The 18,577-nt window shown below is 51.9% G+C and carries 16 protein-coding genes; 8 read left to right on the top strand and 8 right to left on the bottom strand.

Annotation, left to right across the window (positions count from 1 at the left end):
* Window positions 1-17: 17 nt before the first annotated feature.
* The 5 genes from AC13Q5_RS11460 to AC13Q5_RS11440 all read right to left on the bottom strand — a co-directional run bounded on the left by AC13Q5_RS11460 (window position 18) and on the right by AC13Q5_RS11440 (window position 7,772).
* On the bottom strand, window positions 18-2,669 hold the full coding sequence (locus AC13Q5_RS11460; protein WP_488501731.1) for a glycosyltransferase: 2,652 nt from the start codon (window positions 2,667-2,669) through the stop codon (window positions 18-20).
* A 63-nt stretch (window positions 2,670-2,732) separates the two neighbouring features.
* Window positions 2,733-3,734: a rhamnan synthesis F family protein gene (locus AC13Q5_RS11455; RefSeq protein WP_488501730.1), complete on the bottom strand. Its 1,002-nt coding sequence runs from the start codon at window positions 3,732-3,734 to the stop codon at window positions 2,733-2,735.
* A 40-nt stretch (window positions 3,735-3,774) separates the two neighbouring features.
* Complete coding sequence (locus AC13Q5_RS11450) at window positions 3,775-5,772, bottom strand: glycosyltransferase (protein WP_488501729.1); 1,998 nt, start codon at window positions 5,770-5,772, stop codon at window positions 3,775-3,777.
* Window positions 5,773-5,774: 2 nt separating this feature from the next.
* A complete protein-coding gene (locus AC13Q5_RS11445) occupies window positions 5,775-6,737 on the bottom strand; it encodes a rhamnan synthesis F family protein (protein ID WP_488502007.1) in 963 nt (320 codons plus the stop codon).
* An 87-nt stretch (window positions 6,738-6,824) separates the two neighbouring features.
* Complete coding sequence (locus AC13Q5_RS11440) at window positions 6,825-7,772, bottom strand: glycosyltransferase (RefSeq protein ID WP_488501728.1); 948 nt, start codon at window positions 7,770-7,772, stop codon at window positions 6,825-6,827.
* 754 nt (window positions 7,773-8,526) lie between these two features.
* Between AC13Q5_RS11440 and AC13Q5_RS11435 the strand changes: the two genes are divergently transcribed.
* Complete coding sequence (locus AC13Q5_RS11435) at window positions 8,527-9,456, top strand: hypothetical protein (RefSeq protein WP_488501727.1); 930 nt, start codon at window positions 8,527-8,529, stop codon at window positions 9,454-9,456.
* Here AC13Q5_RS11435 and AC13Q5_RS11430 read toward each other — a convergent pair.
* Both AC13Q5_RS11430 and AC13Q5_RS11425 read right to left on the bottom strand, forming a co-directional pair.
* Window positions 9,446-10,120: a histidine phosphatase family protein gene (locus tag AC13Q5_RS11430; protein WP_488501726.1), complete on the bottom strand. Its 675-nt coding sequence runs from the start codon at window positions 10,118-10,120 to the stop codon at window positions 9,446-9,448. The two genes, AC13Q5_RS11435 and AC13Q5_RS11430, sit on opposite strands and share 11 nt — an antisense overlap.
* Complete coding sequence (locus tag AC13Q5_RS11425) at window positions 10,081-11,127, bottom strand: glycosyltransferase (protein WP_488501725.1); 1,047 nt, start codon at window positions 11,125-11,127, stop codon at window positions 10,081-10,083. Before AC13Q5_RS11425 ends, AC13Q5_RS11430 begins: the two co-directional genes overlap by 40 nt.
* Window positions 11,128-11,259: 132 nt before the next feature.
* Here AC13Q5_RS11425 and rfbA point away from each other — a divergent pair, with 132 nt between their 5' ends.
* Window positions 11,260-12,144 (top strand): glucose-1-phosphate thymidylyltransferase RfbA, encoded by an 885-nt coding sequence (gene rfbA, locus AC13Q5_RS11420; protein WP_488501724.1) that lies wholly within the window; start codon window positions 11,260-11,262, stop codon window positions 12,142-12,144.
* Window positions 12,145-12,181: 37 nt separating this feature from the next.
* On the opposite strand, the gene rfbC is transcribed toward rfbA, so the two are convergent.
* Window positions 12,182-12,733: a dTDP-4-dehydrorhamnose 3,5-epimerase gene (gene rfbC / locus AC13Q5_RS11415; RefSeq protein ID WP_488501723.1), complete on the bottom strand. Its 552-nt coding sequence runs from the start codon at window positions 12,731-12,733 to the stop codon at window positions 12,182-12,184.
* A gap of 104 nt (window positions 12,734-12,837) precedes the next feature.
* Between rfbC and rfbB the strand changes: the two genes are divergently transcribed.
* The 6 genes from rfbB to AC13Q5_RS11385 all read left to right on the top strand — a co-directional run bounded on the left by rfbB (window position 12,838) and on the right by AC13Q5_RS11385 (window position 18,570).
* Complete coding sequence (rfbB, locus tag AC13Q5_RS11410) at window positions 12,838-13,896, top strand: dTDP-glucose 4,6-dehydratase (RefSeq protein WP_488501722.1); 1,059 nt, start codon at window positions 12,838-12,840, stop codon at window positions 13,894-13,896.
* Window positions 13,893-14,780, top strand: coding sequence for a dTDP-4-dehydrorhamnose reductase (gene rfbD / locus AC13Q5_RS11405; protein WP_488501721.1), 888 nt, complete (start codon window positions 13,893-13,895; stop codon window positions 14,778-14,780). Before rfbB ends, rfbD begins: the two co-directional genes overlap by 4 nt.
* 117 nt (window positions 14,781-14,897) lie before the next feature.
* The gene (locus AC13Q5_RS11400) at window positions 14,898-15,734 is read left to right on the top strand and encodes an ABC transporter permease (protein WP_488501720.1); all 837 of its coding nucleotides are present in this window, start codon (window positions 14,898-14,900) and stop codon (window positions 15,732-15,734) included.
* 3 nt (window positions 15,735-15,737) lie between these two features.
* Window positions 15,738-16,484, top strand: coding sequence for an ABC transporter ATP-binding protein (locus tag AC13Q5_RS11395; RefSeq protein ID WP_488501719.1), 747 nt, complete (start codon window positions 15,738-15,740; stop codon window positions 16,482-16,484).
* A 32-nt stretch (window positions 16,485-16,516) separates the two neighbouring features.
* Window positions 16,517-17,593 (top strand): glycosyltransferase, encoded by a 1,077-nt coding sequence (locus AC13Q5_RS11390; protein ID WP_488502006.1) that lies wholly within the window; start codon window positions 16,517-16,519, stop codon window positions 17,591-17,593.
* Entirely contained in the window at window positions 17,593-18,570 is a 978-nt protein-coding gene (locus AC13Q5_RS11385) for a glycosyltransferase (protein ID WP_488501718.1), read from the top strand. The genes AC13Q5_RS11390 and AC13Q5_RS11385 overlap by 1 nt, the downstream gene beginning before the upstream one ends.
* Window positions 18,571-18,577 lie beyond the last annotated feature (7 nt).

Raw genomic sequence — 18,577 nt, 5'->3', positions numbered from 1 at the left:
ATCCGTATGGCAACGCCTCATTTCGAAGCTCTGCTTTTCAATAATTTGAGATATTCTCTGCCACAGTTTTGAGTGCTGTAACGATCTATCGTCTGCTTGGCAGCGATAACAAACTGTTCGCGTTTTTCCGCGTTGCTTGCGCAGTCTCTAAGGGCTTCCGCCGCCGAACCTATATCCGGCTCGAACCAAATTTGATCCTGATAAAACGGATAATCCCCAAATAGCACTGGAAGCGTTTCGCCGCTCACGAGCCAGCTATTCGTGCCGTTCATAAAATCCATATTGCCAGAATATGCGGACGCCACGACCGGAATTCCTAGCGCCATCGCCTCCGCCATAAGACGTCCAAAGCCTTCCGCCCGATGTAGCGATAAGACCACATCACAACATTGCAGCAGTTCGTAATACTCGAGGCGATCTATGACAGTGTTGCGGATGATAATGCGTCGATCCTGCGTGGCCTTGCGCATGCATTCGCGCCAAAGCGAATCATCGTGCACATTCATTGCCTTGACAATCAGCCGCGCCTTGTGGTGGGTTTCACGGGGGAAAGCCGCTTGAAAAGCAAGGATGGCGCCCAAGGGATTTTTGCGCGAGATAGAGGAGGCGCCATCGAAACTCGTGAAGACGACGAAGCTGTCGTCTTCCAGGCCAAATTTTGATCGCGAAACTCTAGGAATCTCGGGCACCATCACGGGCAGCGTCACCTTGATGACGGGCTTATCCGTTGCGCCTCGAAATGCACGAGCTGAATGTTCCGAGTGGCACCAGATCTCGTCGACCAATTCCATTGCCATTCTGGCAGACGGCGGAAATCGTTCCAGCTCCCATTGCCAGAAACCGATTTTTCGTCGAGCGGAAAAGGCGCTAGGGCCGACCTTGTTTAACAACGTTAAAGTATCGAAGGCCGGCATGACATAGATCATCACCTCACCGTCGAAAGTAGCAACATCCGCTTCGACGGACGGTTCGTCGATCGCTTGACGCGCCATAATCGTCCAAGGTGCGTTGATGACAGTCGGCTTTATTCGCACTTCGTTTAATGATGCTCGAAGTAGCCGTATGTCCTCGCCCAGCCCGAACTCTCCCCTTGGATATCCAACGAGCGATACCACGGAGGTAGAGGCGTTGGAGACGGCATGTGTGGCGGTTGTTTCGCGCACGTCCGGTAAGGTCTCTGCTGCGGGAACAACTGGAACCGCAATACCAGCGACGACCTCACCGGTATCAATGAAATACTCAGCTTGACCGAATGTAGTCCACCACTCCCCAAAGGCCGTACGCCCCTCCAGAGACTGGAGGTCGAACGTCGCGCGAAGATCGGGTCGGTTACGGTAGACTAAGGCCATCAAAGGTGTTGGTTCACCATCGACTTTGGCACCGCGTAAATATTTAAAGTGAATGCCGTCTAGAAGTTGCCGGATCGATTCCGCGTTTGACGCCATGATCTGCTTGAGCTGCACAAGGGACCTAAACCGAACCACATCGTAGTAGCTATCCTCAATGCCAGGGTCGGAAGTAAGGCCGGATAAAAAAGCAGAAAGTTGCTCGACCGCAATGCAATTACCATTCCCAAGGTATTCGCCTTGGCCATCTTCAAACCACCACTCCCAAAAGTCCGCACAACCCTCGAGAGATTGGAGGTCGAACGTCGCGCGAAGATCGGGTCGGTTACGGTAGACCAAGGCCATCAAAGGTGTTGGTTCGCCATCGACTTTGGCACTGCGTAAAAAATTAAAGTGAATGCCGTCTAGAAGTTGCCGGACCGATTCCGCGTTTGACGCTGTGATCTGCTTGAGCTGAACAAGGGACTTAAAGCGAACTACATCGTAGTTGCTATCCTCAATGCCAGAGTCGGAAGGAAGGCTGGATAGCAAAGCAGAAAGTTGCTCCAACACAATCCAATTGCCATTCTCAAAGTATTCGCCTTGGCCAATTTCAAACCACCAGCCCCAGAAATCGGCGAAACCGTTTGTCGTATTGAGATCAAACGTTACTTCCAGATCTGTCCTACTTTTATAGATCAGAGATAGTATTGGTGGAAAATCTGAATTTAATCTCTTGGGGTTTCGCAGACTTGAGAAATATAATCTTTCAAAAAATTGCTTAACTTCTGAAGTGTTTTTAGAGACATCTATCTTTTGCAAAGCAGCATAAGAAACACATTGCATTTCCAACCGGGATAGCGGCGATGCACCAAAATATCTTGTCAATATTTCAAGGTATTGCTTATCTTTCACCGCCTCGAAAATCGAATTAAACTCGTGCTTCCCTTCAGAGAGCCACCAAACCCAAAAGTTCAAAAGCGACGCCTTGTCGCCAGGAAAGGAAGCGCGCAAATCATCCCGATTGCGAAGTATCAACCGGAGAAGGGGGGTCAGCTCTAATTGGTTTTCTTGAAATGCGCTGTCTAAGTGCTGCAGATGTAGATCAGCGGCAATTTTGTTGTCCAGAATCTTCCGTATCCCAGGAAACTCTTGGTATCCGTTGCTGAGCCACCAAAACACCAAGGCATCAGCGCCAGCGTCCGTATCTATGTCATAGAGCCGCTGAAAATGGGGGCCGCAAGCAATCCATGTCGAAACCAGACCTGTGGGCAAATCATAGCCAAAGGTCGACAAGTAACGATACGACATCGCGAGTAAGCTGGCAGGCTCTGTCTCATTCATTCGGGCACACATTTCAGTTAACCATTTGCGGAAGAATTGGCGTTCGCATGGCGCCAAATCAAGTCATTTCTTAGATTGTGTTAAATGATGGATTATAATTGATGAGTCGTAATTGGTATAGGAATCAAGCAGATATTCCCAGTGCAACGCGGTGGGAATATTTGCCGGATTGTTGCGCACCAAATCTCTTTTTATGTATGGATATCTTTCGGAGCGGATCAAATGATCCCAATAATAGTGGGTGGGGTTGTAGGTGTCGGCATCCCGCTCGGAATTTTTCAGACGCTGCAAAAATTCAGCAATCGCGGGCTCATCGCTATCGTGGGCAAGCTGGTCAATTACACCGCTTCGCCGAGATTCCGCATCCTGACATGAAAACTGTGCGCCCAATCGGAGCCCAGAGCTCTGCATCTTTTGGCTAAATCCGATCTCACCTAAGCGCACCACCCATTGTTTGCCGTTCACGTATGGATATCGCCGCCAGAATGCCCTGAAAGCCTTAGAGTCAATCGCGGACTTGTGCACTAACAAGAAGTACGACTGCAGATGATAGGTAATCTCTCGACTGTCTGTCATCGCCCAGATGTCAAATACACTGGGGTCGAAATTATCAATATATTTCGCCAATGGAAAAAGAGGGCCATAAACGCTATCATTGGCAAGAATTAGACTTTGAACCTTGTCAAGGTTGCCAATTGCGCGAACGCCTTCTGAATATGCGCCGAAGTCATATCCGATGTTCCGTCGAAGTAGTATTTCGCGACAGACGTTTTGAATTAAGCTCACATCGTGTTCATCAAGTCGCGGGCTATTACTAACAAATGTCAGCCTGAAACCTAGCTGCGAAATCGCATTTAGGTGAAACTTAACGAACTCGTCAATTTTGCCGCTTTCATCGTAATGTACGTAAATTGCGTGCTTGTTGCTTTGACTGTTAGGGTCTCTTCCGCGCCATCGCCGTCTGATCGTCGGCAAAAACCTCGAAATGTAACCTGTGACGCTAACGACGCCGAGTTCTAGTCGTTTCCGGTACGCTGACAAAGACTTACCCCATGAGCGATTCATTCAAAATTGCCCCAACGCTATCGCAATGACTCGCGTTCGTTCAATTTTCTTTGTTGAACGCCCCCATCAACGCCGTCCTAAATCTCGAGGCCCCGCAATCATCAGCAACTTTCTGAAGAGCTTCGGCCCTAACGCTGTTCCATAGCAATTCGTCATTGTAGATGCGCAGCACGCCAGCACCGAACGCCTCAGGATCGGCGCCAGATAAAATGGCGACGTTCTCTTTCCAACCCAGCTGCTGGACAATTAATGGGGTCGCGACGCAAGGAAGGCCAAACGACGCTGCGGCGTGAACCTTATGGGGAATGCCTGCCGCAAAACGTGTTGGAGCTATAAATACTCGAGCTTGATCATAGAGAGGCCTGAGATCTTGCTGTATTCCTACGAGATCAACATTGCGAGAGCCGAGGGACTGCACCGATGGCGCGTCGTTTTTGCCCACGACCTTCAGTCTTATATCCGGATTGATAGCCGTGATGCGGGGAAGAACCTCAGACACAAACCATACAAGGCTATCGACGTTTGGGGAGCCTTCGCCATCAAGTCGACCTACGAAAAGCAGGTCGTGCCTGGCGTCCCAAGAGGCAGGCGTGGGCTGTACATCGAGCAGATGTCCTAAAACTGAGACATTGCTAGATTTGTAATTGCGGAAATACGAAGCCTCCTCCTCAGAGACCGCTATAACGTGGTCTGCGAATGAGGTAAGAGACAACTCACCTTCGAGTAGCCGCGCAGCCTCAGTCTCCGTAATATCCTCTCCCGCGACGGTTCGCCGTAGAATTTCGCGTGCGGAAAACATGGCTTCGGCGTCATAAATTAACTTAGCCTTTCCGAACAAGGCCCGGTTCTTCGATAGCAGACTAGCGATAATTTGCATGTTGGTGGGTCGACTGACCACGACGAAATCATAGATATTCAAGCGAGAGCGTAGAAATTCTTCAATGCCGGCAACACCCAAGCCAAGCATCACCTCGACACTCGAGGGTAACGTCGCGTAAACCTTGTCCCAATCATCATCTGGTACGAGCAGGGGATAAAAACTTACGGCAAAGCCTTCTTGGTCCAAAGTACGTATAATTTCAGCACATCGCGGGTAGCCAGCACCATGGGACTCGTGAGGCACCATTTCATCGATGACCAATATGTTTTGTTTTTGCCTTGGTACAATACGGGCGCTTAGCGCATTTGCAGGCGCTGACGGATAGTGAGTCTTCAGGCGCGGCCAGTGCCGCCTGCAAAAAATCTGCTGATTCTTAATTTGTTGTGAGAACGCCCATTCGCTCTGGCCGGCGCTACCAAACTCATAGTGGTCGATGATGGCCTTGGGTTCATATACGACACGATACCCGGCATCCTGAAGCCGTAGGCACAGATCCGTTTCCTCGTAGTAGGCGGGAGCAAAAACCTCGGCAAAACCTCCTAGCATGCGCCAGACATCTCGACGGACCAACAGAAACGCCCCAGAACAATAGTCCACATCGCGCTGAAACCGGAATTCAGGATCGTTTGGATTCCGGCCTCTGCCGTATCCGAGGCAAGTCCCGTCCTGCCAAACAATGGAACCGGCTTCCTGCAGATTACCGTCGAGAAGTACGATCGGGCCTCCTACAGCCCCAATCGTCGCATCCGCCTCAAGGGTCGTTACAGCAGCTTCAAGCGACCCAGCCCTGATAATTGCATCATTGTTAAGAAGTAAAATATGCCTTCCGCTGGCAAACTCTACCCCTTGATTTACAGCTAGGAGAAATCCGAGGTTGTCAGAGTTCTTGATGATATGAGCGCCTCGCAGCCGGCCAAGCAGCTCATCAGTCTCATCTGTCGATGCGTTGTCAACGAGGATGAGCTCGAATGGAACTGTGATGTTTTGTTCTAGCCCGCGAAGGCAGGCATAGGTCAGTTCGGCTTGGTTCCAGGTGACCACAACGATGGATACACATGCGTCTGCAATGATAGGCATTTTTATCAAGGCATCGGAATTGAGAAACTCAGTAAGCTCATCCTTAAGCTTCCGCCGGAAAATCGTCTTATGGTCTTCCATCGTTATCCTTGCCCGCCTGCCAACTGCTTTGTTAGCGTCGACGTCTTTTCAGAAACCACCATTTTCAATTCGTCTCGTGATCCCACCTGTACGGTGCCAGGCATTTCGTTGAAATACCTGGAGTCTGCGATTTTCACCCATTTGTACCCAGCGCATTCCACGCTGAAGTAAAAAAGGCGCTCAATAGCGTGGGCAATTGTCTCGTCCTTCTGCCCTTCTTCCGGAGCAAAATCCTCAGCAGCGAGATTGAGGTCAATTAACGGCCTGAGCGCCGATGTCCGTGCCCAGAACATCGATCCCGATGGAAAATCTAGCACATGATTGGTCATGAGCTCGATACCGAGACATCGAGCGATGTCTCTCGTTATCTCATAATTTCCGCTCCAACCAAGCCATTTCCGAATCGGTTCGTGGTGCTGAGGACCAATCATTCCAATCTCGGGTGCCACCGCAAAAAGCTCCAGAATGCTTTTCACAATTTCAGGCGAGCCTAGAAGATGATGCAACAGGAAACCACGCCACTTCTTCAAGTCTTCATGATGCGTGGAGGCTTTGGAGTGGATACAAACTACAAAATCGTATTCCGAATTTATGGCTGAGAGCAACGCCAGCTTCGGGGCAATATCCCGTCCACGGTTAGGCACAACAACCACCTCAACGCGTCCAATCTTCCGCGAAGAGAACACAGCAAGAATCGCATCTCGTTTCGGTACCGAGTCTGTTGATATATATAGATCAAAAGCACATGGGATGTTTTCAAAATATTGAGAAAATTCTGCAGCCATCTCTGGATAGTATAGATGGCACACAACAGCTATGCGCCCGATGGATATATTGTCTATCGTATAGTCAAAGGGTACTGAGAGGCTAAAATCGTCGACATGGGATACCGTAAGATTACTATGTCCCTTATACTCGTCAAATGTTACGCCGCGTCGCGCAAGGTGCGTGTGTAATGTTGACATCTTGCTTTTCGGATACATTGCCATGTTCTGCCAGGAAGCTTAATTGCACGGTCGCTCAGAAAGATTCCGCTCGACCCAACTCCATCGCTAAAGAGCCATACCAACTAATTCCAATAGCTGTTTCGTCGGGCCGGGTTGGAGATGCAGCCGTCGCATTTTCTGCGTGAGCTGTTCTCTAGCGCCCGAGCTTATCGCAGTAGCAATGGCGTTTTGCAAGGCCGCAGGTGTTGGGGTATCGACGTAAACCGGCAGATCACCGAATGTTTCTCTCGACCATGGATGATCGTTGAGCACCATCGGGCTTCCGGCCAATGCCGCCTCCAAAGCTGAGAAGCCAGGATAGTCATCCCCGAGCTCAAGGTAAACCGCGCAGCTTTGCATGGCAGAGCGCAGGATCTCCGATGCCGGTTGCATGTAAGGTAGGAAACGAACGTTTTCGCCTGCGGCAGCGCGGCATTTATCATAATAGAATTTGTCAGCATAACCGCCGATAAAAACCAAAGGGATTTCTAAATCCCTCAAGGCCTCAATAGTCTCCAGCTGACGCTTGTGCTCGGCAATCTGTCCAACCCAAAGGATATATCGGTCGATGCCGTAGGCGGATTGGAAAAGACCTGCTTCGGCGGCCTTGCCAAAACTGGGGTCGATACCCGCCGGGACCACAATGATTTTAGAGCTGTCAACGGAAAAATTCTCCAAGCAGACAACCTTCTCGGCATTGGCCCTCAGTATAACAAGATCGGCAAGATCCAAGTGACGCTGGACGACATCGTGGGCTTTGTGTTGCCGATCGAAGAAGTTGAAATTTGGTATCAGGACGATCCGTTTCTCCGCGGCCTTCACATCTCGCAATAAATCTTCGCCGCCGCCGTGGGCAGAAAAATGAATGACCGCATCGTAGGCGCTGAGACGTCTTGAATTTGGCCCGTAAAGATCTGCGCGAACACCAACCTCATTGATATATTCAGCAAGTTGATGCAGCTCAGTTTCGCCGCCGCCTGGTGACAAAAAAGCCTGGTGGTAGGTGGTCAGCAAGAGTCGCAAGCTTGTGGATCCCTTTTGGCATTTAATGACTGCAGTAGGAAGTTAGCGACGTTCACCCTAACGCCTTCCGTCGGACCCTGCCATAGGTTATTTGTCAAAAAATGGGGGTCTGCGCAGCTTTGGTCTAGGCGAGCTCGCTGCCCTTATTGTTGGCGGCGCTATCTAACTAGGGGAATTTGCTGGGCATAGGCTTACTTGGCAACCTTGGACGACGGCGAAACACCACCCCAGCGACATCCGAGCGTCAAGCAATAAAGCGCTTGTCCGACGGGTCGGCCCCTGGTGCCAAGCGGCTCACGCGCGGCGTTGTCATTGGGCTGAAACGTATCGTCGCCTCAGTGACAAATCACACGGTCGCCGCCCCGATGTCTTTGAAAGCCATTGGGAGGAGGCGGCAGGGTGGCTTGAAGAACACTCGGACCATACCGCACTCAAACTTCTGATCTGAACTTGTCGATCTCCAAGCCCGTTACCCTGGACAATGGAGCTTCCAACAGCTTCGCGCACTGCAAAGGCGAGTAAGGGTGTGACGACAGAAGCCGCATAGCGGTTCATCGGCGACGCTGGCAGACTGGCGCATATGTCGCTCCAGATCTCTTATGTGCCGCTACGCAACGACATCCTAGACGAGGCAAACAGTAACAAAATTGCGTTACGCAACACGTTTGGGCAAATTTCACGCGGTATTGACAAGGGGATAGCTAACTGTGTCCGGTATTGCTAGAACAGCTCACGGGCTCCCCAATTGTCATTCAGACTTCGACTGAAACCGTCGTCAAAAGTGAGGCTTGCTTCTGTCGTTGACGCATCCAAGGTCGTGCCGCATAAAATGATAAAAATGTTTCAGCCAATATACGCAGACCACATAGCATTGGTGGATGCAGAATTTTTACCGTTAAAATTGAATAATAATCGCTTTTCCGCATGGCGCGAGATTCGAATTCTTGTCAATATGTATCGGCAGGGTTTACACAGGCATGCGGGATTTACCGGACTCTTCTCTCCGAAATTCAATCTGAAGACCGGTGTGACAGGGCAAGCTATTAAGAGTTATGCGGAACGGAATGCCTCCGCAGACGTAATCCTCATTAATCCGTTCCCACACCTAGCGTTTATTTCCTTCAATGCTTGGATGCAGGGCGAACATGCGCATCCAGGCTTAATTGATCTGGCGGATGAGTTGTGCGACACCCTTGATTTGAAATTAAAGCCGGGTGTCGGGCGTCGACATTCTCCGAGAATATTGTGCTATTCGAATTTTTGGCTCGCAAAATCCGGTTTTTGGGAGGCATATATAGGAGAAATTCTGGAGCCGATTGTCACGTGGCTGGATCAACACGAGAATCATCCTCTAACACAGAGGCTTTTCGCCAACACACTTCACACCGACCCAGCCCCTTTTCTTCCATTCATTGTCGAGAGAATGTTGACCACGTATCTTGACGCATCGGAATGGATTGTTGCTGCTTACGAACTGCCGCTACTTTCGAGATGTCTAAATGAATTCGAAAAAGCGATCGCTGTGCATTTCTATGACGAAGTTGCGGAAGCTGATCGTCAGAGCTATTTTTCGAATGATTTGCGTAAGAGAATGGATCTAGCGACCAAATTGCGGCAGTTATATTTTTGGGAGAAATACAATAATAACTCTCACCCTCATATCGTCAAAAAGTAGAGTTTAGCGTTTTTATTTTTGAATATATTTGCAGAGAATCTCTGTAAAATTCAATTGTTGTGAGGGATGCGTTGTCAATAACTGTGAGAGGAAATTTGGAGATTTCGATGGACATTGTAGCCAATACCATGAGCGCTATAATGCCGCCATGCGTGACAATAACAACGTTTTCCTGTGGTGCATCCAAATACGATTGTAGCGCCTGAATTGCACGTACCTGGGCTCCAGCGTATGATTCACCCTGAGGGAAATGCGTGAACACATCCACATTGGATGATATCAGTTTTTTTTCGATACCGTCGCGCCAGCTGAATCCTTGAAGATCGCCTGCATCTACCTCAAGGAAACCAGCGTTGCTTTCAAAAGAAGCTTCGCCGAAGATCAGTTCTGTTGTAGCGGTCGCGCGGGGAGCAGGGCTCGAAACGATCTTTGTGGCGGCCGATAGAAACAACGAAGGATGCCGCTGTCTAAGGGCAGCTGCCAACTCTTTCGCTTGCGTCTCTCCATTCATCGTCAGAACGGATGCCGATCGACCGTCTACCATCCCCTCTGCATTGAGTGGAGTTTCGGCGTGGCGGATCAGGTGCATAGTCTTCCATGCCTTAGCCTCGGATAGCCGTTCAATCAGGCCCGGCTCACGACCGAATTGATAACCTGTTCCCATGCTGCAGCCGTTCTTTCTAGCGTGTAATGCTTTTTTGCATCCTTGTAACAATTGTTGGCCAAGCGCTCGCGAAGCTCAGCCGATGAGGCCAGTGAATTCAGAGCAAGCAGCCAGTCCTCGGTTGTATTGTCGACAAGTAAACCGGTCACTTTATTGGTGACAGCCATTTCATAGACTGGGCTTCTAGAAAAGATTGCGGGTAGGCCGGCAGCGCTATAGTCCACATACTTCACTGGTGATTTACACGCATTGAAAAGTATGTCTTCTGAATCTTCGTAACCCGATAATGGGACAATACAAAAATCGTAGTTTCTTCTCGATAGAATTTCTCGGTATTCTTTGTATTCTATGGGCTTTTTAACGCTTATTCTATCGTGGGAGAAAATTGAAATGTCGAAGTTTTCGCAATAAAAATCGAGCTGCCAGTCTTCATTCTGGCTCAGAAACTCCTTTATTGCCTCTGCGAATGCAGCAGTTTGTGAGCCAAGCTTCAGTGTAAACATTGAAGATAATAATATAGACCTTGTGGATTCCTGATTAAGGTAGGCATCCTCCTCGCAGAAATCAGTCGCATAGGGTATGCAATACGTCGGCCCTCGATAGCTCGGGGAGATCGCCTGACGGAAAAACGAAGTTGGGACCACAACGCAATCAGCTAGGGCATAAATCTGGGAAACTATTTGCGGATCAGCACCCTTAAGTAAGCCCCTGCCGTAGCTTGGGTTGCCGTACATCCAGTCGTCGACGTCAACTATGACCGGTATGTCGAGCGCCTTAGCCCGAGATGCAAGAGCGGCGCTTAGGCTGGAGAAGGGCCTATTCATTATAAGGACGTCGAAATCGGGAACAGCCTGCTCCAGAAGTCTCTGAGTTGTTTCGATTATCAGTAAAATCGGCTCTCGCGTGCTGAATTCGCGCAGAGGTCGAATTATGCGCAGAAACACTGAAAGCGAGACATCGTGCCCCACAATGGTTGATCGTCGAGCCTCTACCGCTATACGTAGCATCCTCTGTTCCGGCATGTGTTGTGCTTGCAGACAATGCGAAAATTCCCTAGAGGAAATGGGCCAGTCGAGTCAAGGCCGAAAGCCGGGCTAGGGAGACGGCTTCCCGAATGCAGTTTTTACAGAGGTTTGTTGATGCTCCACCCGAAATACAAAGGCGTCATTCTGGCAGGTGGAAAAGGGACACGTCTCTACCCGGCCACTATTCCGGTTAGTAAGCAATTGCTTCCGGTCTACGATAAGCCTATGATTTACTATCCGCTTAGCACGTTAATGATTGCCAACATAAAGGAAGTGTTGGTGATTTCTACGCCGAGCGCACTTCCGCTTTATCAGGAGCTTTTGGGTAGCGGAGAACAGCTCGGTATGCGCTTCGAATATGCCATACAGGCGGAAGCTCGAGGTCTGGCGGAAGCATTCATTATTGGCGAGCGTTTTATCGGTGGAGCCTGCGCTGCGCTTGCGCTAGGTGACAACATTTTCTACGGCACTGGCGTTGGCACGAGCGTGCGCAACGCTGCGGAGCGCAGTTCGGGCGCCACCGTTTTCGCTTATGGTGTCAGTGATCCGGAGCGTTACGGAATTGTCGAATTCGGGAGCGATGGACATACGCCGATTTCAATCGTCGAGAAGCCTGCTAAGCCACGCAGCCACTACGCGGTTACTGGCCTGTATTTTTACGATAACGATGTCATCGAGATATCGAAGAGCATTAAACCGTCGGAGCGCGGTGAGCTAGAGATTACGACTGTCAACGATGTCTACCTAAAGGCTGGCAAGCTCCATGTCGAAAAGCTCGGCCGCGGTAATGCATGGTTCGACACCGGAACCCATGATAGTCTTCTTGAATCGAGCCAATTCGTACACACGATCGAAAAGCGTCAGGGCCAGAAGATCGCATGCATTGAGGAAATCGCCTGGCGCATGGGCTTCATCGATGACGAGCAGCTTGCGCAATTGGCTCATCCGCTTGTGTCGAGCGGCTATGGAAAGTACCTGCTGAGCCTAATTCCGCGATAGTTTCTCTATACGCGGAATTAGACTGTTCTGCCGCCGTCTAGTAGCGGAAATTGTGATCAACGTCAGCAAAGCGCGTGGCGATGGCATCCTTTGGCGAAAGCAGCACGGCAAATTTTGGCCAATCTATCGCAACGTCAGGATCGTTCCATAGGAGCGATCGCTCAGACGCGGCATCCCAGTATCCCGTCTGCCGGTAGGAAACGACGGTATCATCCTCCAGCGCCATGAAGCCATGTGCGAAGCCCTCTGGAACGTAAAACATGTGGTTGTCTGTGCCGGCAAGCTCGGTACCCGTCCATTTACCATAGGTCGGCGATCCCAGCCGCAGATCCACGGCAACGTCGAATATCCGCCCGTGAACGCAGCGGACCAGCTTTCCTACCGCGTTTGGATTGACCTGGTAGTGCAGGCCGCGAACGACTCCTTTTGAAGAGCGTGATTGATTGTCCTGTACAAATTGCGGCAATCCCAATTCCTGGAACGCGGAGGCGCGAAACGTCTCAGTAAACGAGCCGCGATCGTCTCCAAATTCCCTGTGTTCCAAGAGCAGGACGTCGGGGATAGCCTGAGGAATAGCCTTGAAGTTCATTTTTTTCCTTTCCTGGAGATGGCGATCGCGCTAGCAGCTTTGACGTCGATGCAGATCCGATATAGGGACACTTCCTTGAGTACAAGGTAGTGCGGAGAGCTTTCATGCGCAAAACAGCAATGGTCACTGGGGGAGCGGGCTTTATAGGATCAGCAGTCTGTCGATATCTCGTTGGTGAAACAGACTACGATGTCGTCAATCTGGATCTGTTGACCTACGCTGGCGATCTTCGCTCGCTCGACTCCATCAAATCAAGTCCGCGCTTCTCGACCATACAAGGTGACATCGGTGATAGCGAGCTAGTGGGTGAAATCCTGCAACGCCACCGCCCGTCGGTCATTCTGCATCTCGCGGCGGAGTCTCACGTCGACCGCTCTATCGATGGGGCGGCGCCGTTCATCGAAACCAATATCGTCGGCACCTTCCGGCTTCTAGAAGCCGTCCGAGGCTATTGGTCGGCACTCCCAGCGGCTGAGCAGGCGGAATTCCGTTTCCTGCATGTCTCGACAGACGAGGTGTATGGTACATTGGGCGACGAGGGACTTTTCTCGGAAACGACGCCCTATTCGCCAAATTCGCCTTATTCTGCATCGAAGGCTGCATCGGACCATCTGGTCAATGCTTGGCATCATACCTACGGCCTGCCGATTGTCATTTCGAATTGTTCAAACAATTATGGTCCGTTCCAGTTTCCGGAAAAGCTCATCCCGCGCATGATTACGACCGCGCTGGAGCATGGCTCATTACCGGTATACGGCGCCGGAAACAATGTCCGCGACTGGTTGCACGTGGACGATCACGCGTCCGCTCTGTGGCTCGTGGCGACGAAGGGGCGCCTTGGTGAAAAATACAACATCGGTGGGCGCAACGAGCGCCGCAACGTCGATGTCGTTCGCACCATTTGCTCCCTGTTGGACGAGTTGGGACCTCCTGCGCCGCAAGGGGGGTATGAGAGCTTGATCACCTACGTAACCGACCGCCTCGGTCACGATCACCGCTATGCGATAGATGCAACGAAGATCGAAACCGAACTCGGCTGGAAAGCGAGATATGATTTCGACCACGGTCTGCATGCCACCATCTTGTGGTATCTTTCCAACGAGTGGTGGTGGCGGCCGCATAAGGATGCCGCCGAGGCCCTGTATAAGGCGAAAGCCAAATGACATTCTTGATCTTGGGTAAGAACGGGCAGGTTGCTACAGCCCTTGCGGAACTGGCCGCGGAACGCGGCCTCGAATGGGTTGCGTGGGGTCGGGGCGAGCTCGACCTTTCGGATCTCGACCAGACATATGCAGCGATCATGAAGTCGGGAGCGTCGGCCATCGTAAACGCTGCGGCTTATACCGCTGTGGATAAAGCGGAGAGCGACGCTGCGTCGGCGATGCGCCTGAACGCCGATGCCCCAGCGATCGTCGCGCAGGTCGCAAGGGAGCTCGATGTCCCCTTTGTGCATATCTCCACGGATTACGTCTTTTCGGGCGACAAAACGACGCCCTACACCGAAGACGATGCGATATCGCCGATCAGCACCTATGGCCTAAGCAAGGCCGAAGGCGAGAAGCGAGTACGTGAGGTCTATTCGGCAGCCACCATTCTGCGCACCGCCTGGGTTTTTCACGAGAGCGGAAGCAACTTCGTCAAGACCATGCTTCGCCTCGGCGGGGAGCGCAAGGAACTGCGCGTAGTCGCCGATCAGCATGGCAATCCGACCTATGCGGGCGATATTGCCTTGGCCTGCTTGAAGATTGTTGAGATAGCGAAGGCTCGCTCACGCAACGTCGCGGGCACGTTCCATTTCGCCGGTCGGGGATATACGACATGGCACGGGTTTGCCGAGGCAATCTTCTCCGAAGCGGCAGCGCATGGATGGACAGTGCCCGACCGTGTGACGGCAATCTCGACCGCCGAATATCCGACACCGGCAAGACGGCCAGCCAATTCACGTTTTGACTGCAATCGCATCGCCAGCGTGCTGGAAATTGAAGCTCCGCACTGGCGCGACTCTTTAGCTCACTGCCTGCGGCAGCTGGCGGTGATCAGGGGTTGATCGCTTCTGCATCAAGGCAGGAAAGCCTAGGCCTTCTTTTGTTCCCATTTGCTTATTAGTTGGAGCTTGTGGGATAGACGACGGGATGCTTTTGATCTCGAGAAGAGGATAACTAATATGTTAGTTGAGACACAGGCGACGAGCCCGTTGAATCCGTCGTGGTCTGAACCGACTGAGTCCTTGCGGATACAGAAATCGCCGCCTGGGGTGTATAACAACATCAAATTGGCCTATTTCCTGGCTTGGTACGATGTGCGGCACCGCTATGCGCGATCGGTGATCGGCCCTTTTTGGATTACGCTACAGACGGCAATTTTCGCTGGCTGCATTGGCTTTGTCTTTAGCGCTATATCGAACGTCTCCGTTCCCGACTTCCTGCCGTATTTTGCAGTCAGTTTCGTTATGTGGAACTTTTTGTCCGGTGCGACCAACAATGCGACGACGACGCTGCTGGGTGCGGGTGGATTCATCAAGGATCGGGGGCTGCCTGCCTATGTCTTCTATGTCCAGTGCTTTTTCCGGCATCTGCTGTTTCTCGCCCATAACATCGTCGTTCCGATTATTCTGTTCATCTTTCTAGGAGGGGCTACGTTCCTCGGTCTCCTCATGGCTATTCCGGGACTGATCATTTTCATGGCGGTGACGCTCTGCCTATCGCTTGTGGCAGGAACGCTCGCCACGCGCTATCGAGACGTGCAGCCGTTGGTAGAGTCATTTATGAACTTGGCCTTCCTTGCCTCTCCGATCATGTGGAAACCGCATGTGGTCGCAGGTCGCGACTATCTGTTGCACTATAACCCGGTGGTGCATTTGCTTGCGATCTGGCGAGAGCCATTGTTGAACGGCGCCATGCCTTGGCATAGTTTTATCGTGTCGCTGGGACTTCTCGCAATTCTTGCCCTGTTGAGCTGGTTTGCGCTAACGCGCCTGCGCAACGCAGCCTTCTGGATCTGAACAATGGCTACGATCACGCTTAAGAAAGTCACGCTTGACTATCCGATCTACGATCTGAACGACAAGTCTTTGAAGAGGCTTTTGCTGTCCGCCGCGGGCGGATCCACGGAGAAAACAACAGTCATCCGCGCCCTTCACGAGATCGACTTTGAGGTTAAAGCTGGGGAACGCATCGGGCTGTACGGACCAAACGGTTCCGGCAAGACGACGCTGTTGCGGACAATCGCGGGTATTTTTCCAATATCCGGCGGCAACATCTCCGTCACCGGTCAGATGACGCCTTTACTCGGGCTTGCGATCGGCGCCAATATGGAAATTTCCGCGGAGGACAACATCAAGCTCTTGCTCCGCGTGGATGGCATCAAACCAACGAAAGAGCTTGTCGATTCAATCTGGGAGTTCACGGACCTAGAGGAGAAGATGCGCCGCATGCCCTTGCGCACGTTCTCTTCGGGCATGCTGATGCGCGTGCTTTTCTCCGTCTCGACGGCGTTCTCACCGGAGATCCTTCTTCTGGATGAATGGCTAAGCGTCGTTGATGAAACCTTTTCCAAGAAGGCCGAGCGACGCATGGAGGATCTGGTTTCCCGTTCCAAGATCCTCATCATTGCATCCCACAACATGAAGATGCTTGAGCGTGTTTGCACACGCATCGTCCGGCTGGAGCAGGGGCATATCAAATCCGATGAAGCTGTCGTGCCGGCGCAAAAGATTGATGGTGCGGAAACGCCTGCAACTGCGGCTAGCTGACCCATAATATAGAGAGAACAGCGTTGAGCACAGTGCATATTCATGCCCGGGATATCGTTTTAAACGACGCCGTCGGCAGCTTCGCGCGGCAGATCGCCATTCTAGCGGAGAAAGCAGGGCACGATGTTCGGCTTTGGGCTGAACATACAGACGTTCAAGAGCCTCACCCTGTTGAAAGCCGCTCGGCATTCTGGACGGCGGTCCAGCCGGAGGATGTCATCTTTTTCAATCATTCGATCTTCGATCCTGCGCTCGACGATATTGTCGCTCTATCGAATGCTAAGATTGTCTATTTTCACAATATCACACCGCCTGATCTGATTGATCGTGCTGACGAGCGAACGATCGAAAATTGCCGACTGGGCCTCGAGCAGCGTCCACTTCTCGCTAAGTTCGATGTCATCATGGTCAATTCGGAAGCGACGGCGAAGTGTCTGTTCGAGGCGTTCGATGCAGATGCTTTAGCGCATCACAAGGACCGGATCGTCATCTGCCCGCCGCTCATTGGCGCGGACCGGTGGAATGCTGTTCAGGCCGAAGATCTCCGAGCTGCGTCGGATAAGCGAAATCTCCTCTACGTCGGGCGCATCGTTGCACATAAGGGCGTCCTCGACATTGTCGATATCGCCGGCGAGCTAGCGGCGCTGAAGATACCGATTGCACTCAATATCGTCGGTGGCCCCGCAAATGGCCCCTACGTCGATATTGTCAAGGCGCTCGCAAAGACGATCGAGGAAACCCATAACGTGCCTGTCACCTTCCATCATGGGATATCAGATCGCCAATTAAAGGCGCTCTATGAAATGACGACGGCCTGCATCGCGCACTCGTCTCACGAAGGGTTTTGCGTGCCCGCCCTCGATGCGCTGGCCTTTGATAAACCGATGTTCGTCACTCCCGTTCCCGCAATATTGGAGGTGTTGGGGTCTGCGGCATTGCTAATTCCGGAAAATGACAAGGCAGGGGCCGCCGCGGCGATCGCGGCTTTTCTTATAGATGGCGACCACGCTGGCCACACCTCCTTGCGGAAGAAACGCCTTGAGGAACTGCGGACAAAGGCTGACGGCAGGCTTATCCTGAGTGCTATCGAAGGTTTGGGAGCGGCCTGATGCAGATTGTCTATGCGACGTATCCTTGGGCATTCGAAACACCGGGCGGCGGCGAAATCCAGCTGCTGAAATATGAACAGTATCTGTTGAACGCCGGCGCGGATGTCGTGCGGTACGATCCCTGGCGTGGCGGCCTCGACAAGGCGGAAATATTTCATTTTTTCTCGTGTATGGGCGGCTCCGTACATCTATGCAACTACGCGAAGGCGCGGGGCATTCCTCTCGTCATTTCCGCCAGCCTCTGGCTGACGGAAGAAACCATGCACCTCTACCCAATCGCCGAAATCGCCGCGCAGCTTTCCTTGGCTGATGCGATCGTTACCAATGGCGATGTAGAAAGCGACCGTATCTCGACCATACTCGGTCTATCGCGCGAACGCTTCCATACGGTGCGCAATGCCTGCGATCCGTGGTTCGGAGAGCCGGTTGACCCTGGACTTTTCCGCTCCGCCTTCGAGGTCGACGGGCCGTTTGTGCTCAATGTCGGCAATATCGAGCCACGCAAGAACCAGTTGGCTTTGATCCGCGCAGCAAAGCAAGCCGGCAAGCCATTGATACTCTTTGGTCATATCCGAGACGCAGAATATGGTAAGGCTTGTCTCGCAGAAGCCGGTCCGAATGTCCGTCATTTGGGCGCCCTTGATCACGATAGTCCGTTGCTGCGGTCTGCATATGCTGCTTGCGAGGTTTTCTGTCTACCTTCGACGTTGGAAACGCCAGGCCTTGCTGCTTTGGAAGCATCGGCTGCAGGTGCACGGCTCGTAGTTACCGGCGAAGGCTCCACCCGCGAGTATTTTGGAGATCGTGCTCTGTATGTCGACAGCGACGATGTAGAGGGAATTGCCGTTGCGTTGATAAAAGCAGCAGAAACGCCGCCATCGGAGCAGCTGCAGCGACATGTAAACAGGAATTTTACCTGGAATCGCGCCGTCGAGCCGTTGCTGGAACTCTACCACAGGCTTGCGGCTGCGCGTTGACAGGCGA

This window comes from Martinezella sp. CNPSo 3964 (genome assembly GCF_057784375.1).
Note: the sequence above shows the minus strand (reverse complement) of the source record. Positions and strands in the feature narration are given on the sequence as shown.

Coding starts and splice junctions, on each gene's coding strand:
- AC13Q5_RS11460 (WP_488501731.1), bottom strand. CDS start 2,669: ATGAATGAGACAGAGCCTGCCAGCTTACTCGCGATGTCGTATCGTTAC.
- AC13Q5_RS11455 (WP_488501730.1), bottom strand. CDS start 3,734: ATGAATCGCTCATGGGGTAAGTCTTTGTCAGCGTACCGGAAACGACTA.
- AC13Q5_RS11450 (WP_488501729.1), bottom strand. CDS start 5,772: ATGGAAGACCATAAGACGATTTTCCGGCGGAAGCTTAAGGATGAGCTT.
- AC13Q5_RS11445 (WP_488502007.1), bottom strand. CDS start 6,737: ATGTCAACATTACACACGCACCTTGCGCGACGCGGCGTAACATTTGAC.
- AC13Q5_RS11430 (WP_488501726.1), bottom strand. CDS start 10,120: ATGGGAACAGGTTATCAATTCGGTCGTGAGCCGGGCCTGATTGAACGG.
- AC13Q5_RS11425 (WP_488501725.1), bottom strand. CDS start 11,127: ATGCTACGTATAGCGGTAGAGGCTCGACGATCAACCATTGTGGGGCAC.
- rfbA (WP_488501724.1), top strand. CDS start 11,260: ATGCTCCACCCGAAATACAAAGGCGTCATTCTGGCAGGTGGAAAAGGG.
- rfbC (WP_488501723.1), bottom strand. CDS start 12,733: ATGAACTTCAAGGCTATTCCTCAGGCTATCCCCGACGTCCTGCTCTTG.
- rfbB (WP_488501722.1), top strand. CDS start 12,838: ATGCGCAAAACAGCAATGGTCACTGGGGGAGCGGGCTTTATAGGATCA.
- rfbD (WP_488501721.1), top strand. CDS start 13,893: ATGACATTCTTGATCTTGGGTAAGAACGGGCAGGTTGCTACAGCCCTT.
- AC13Q5_RS11400 (WP_488501720.1), top strand. CDS start 14,898: ATGTTAGTTGAGACACAGGCGACGAGCCCGTTGAATCCGTCGTGGTCT.
- AC13Q5_RS11395 (WP_488501719.1), top strand. CDS start 15,738: ATGGCTACGATCACGCTTAAGAAAGTCACGCTTGACTATCCGATCTAC.
- AC13Q5_RS11385 (WP_488501718.1), top strand. CDS start 17,593: ATGCAGATTGTCTATGCGACGTATCCTTGGGCATTCGAAACACCGGGC.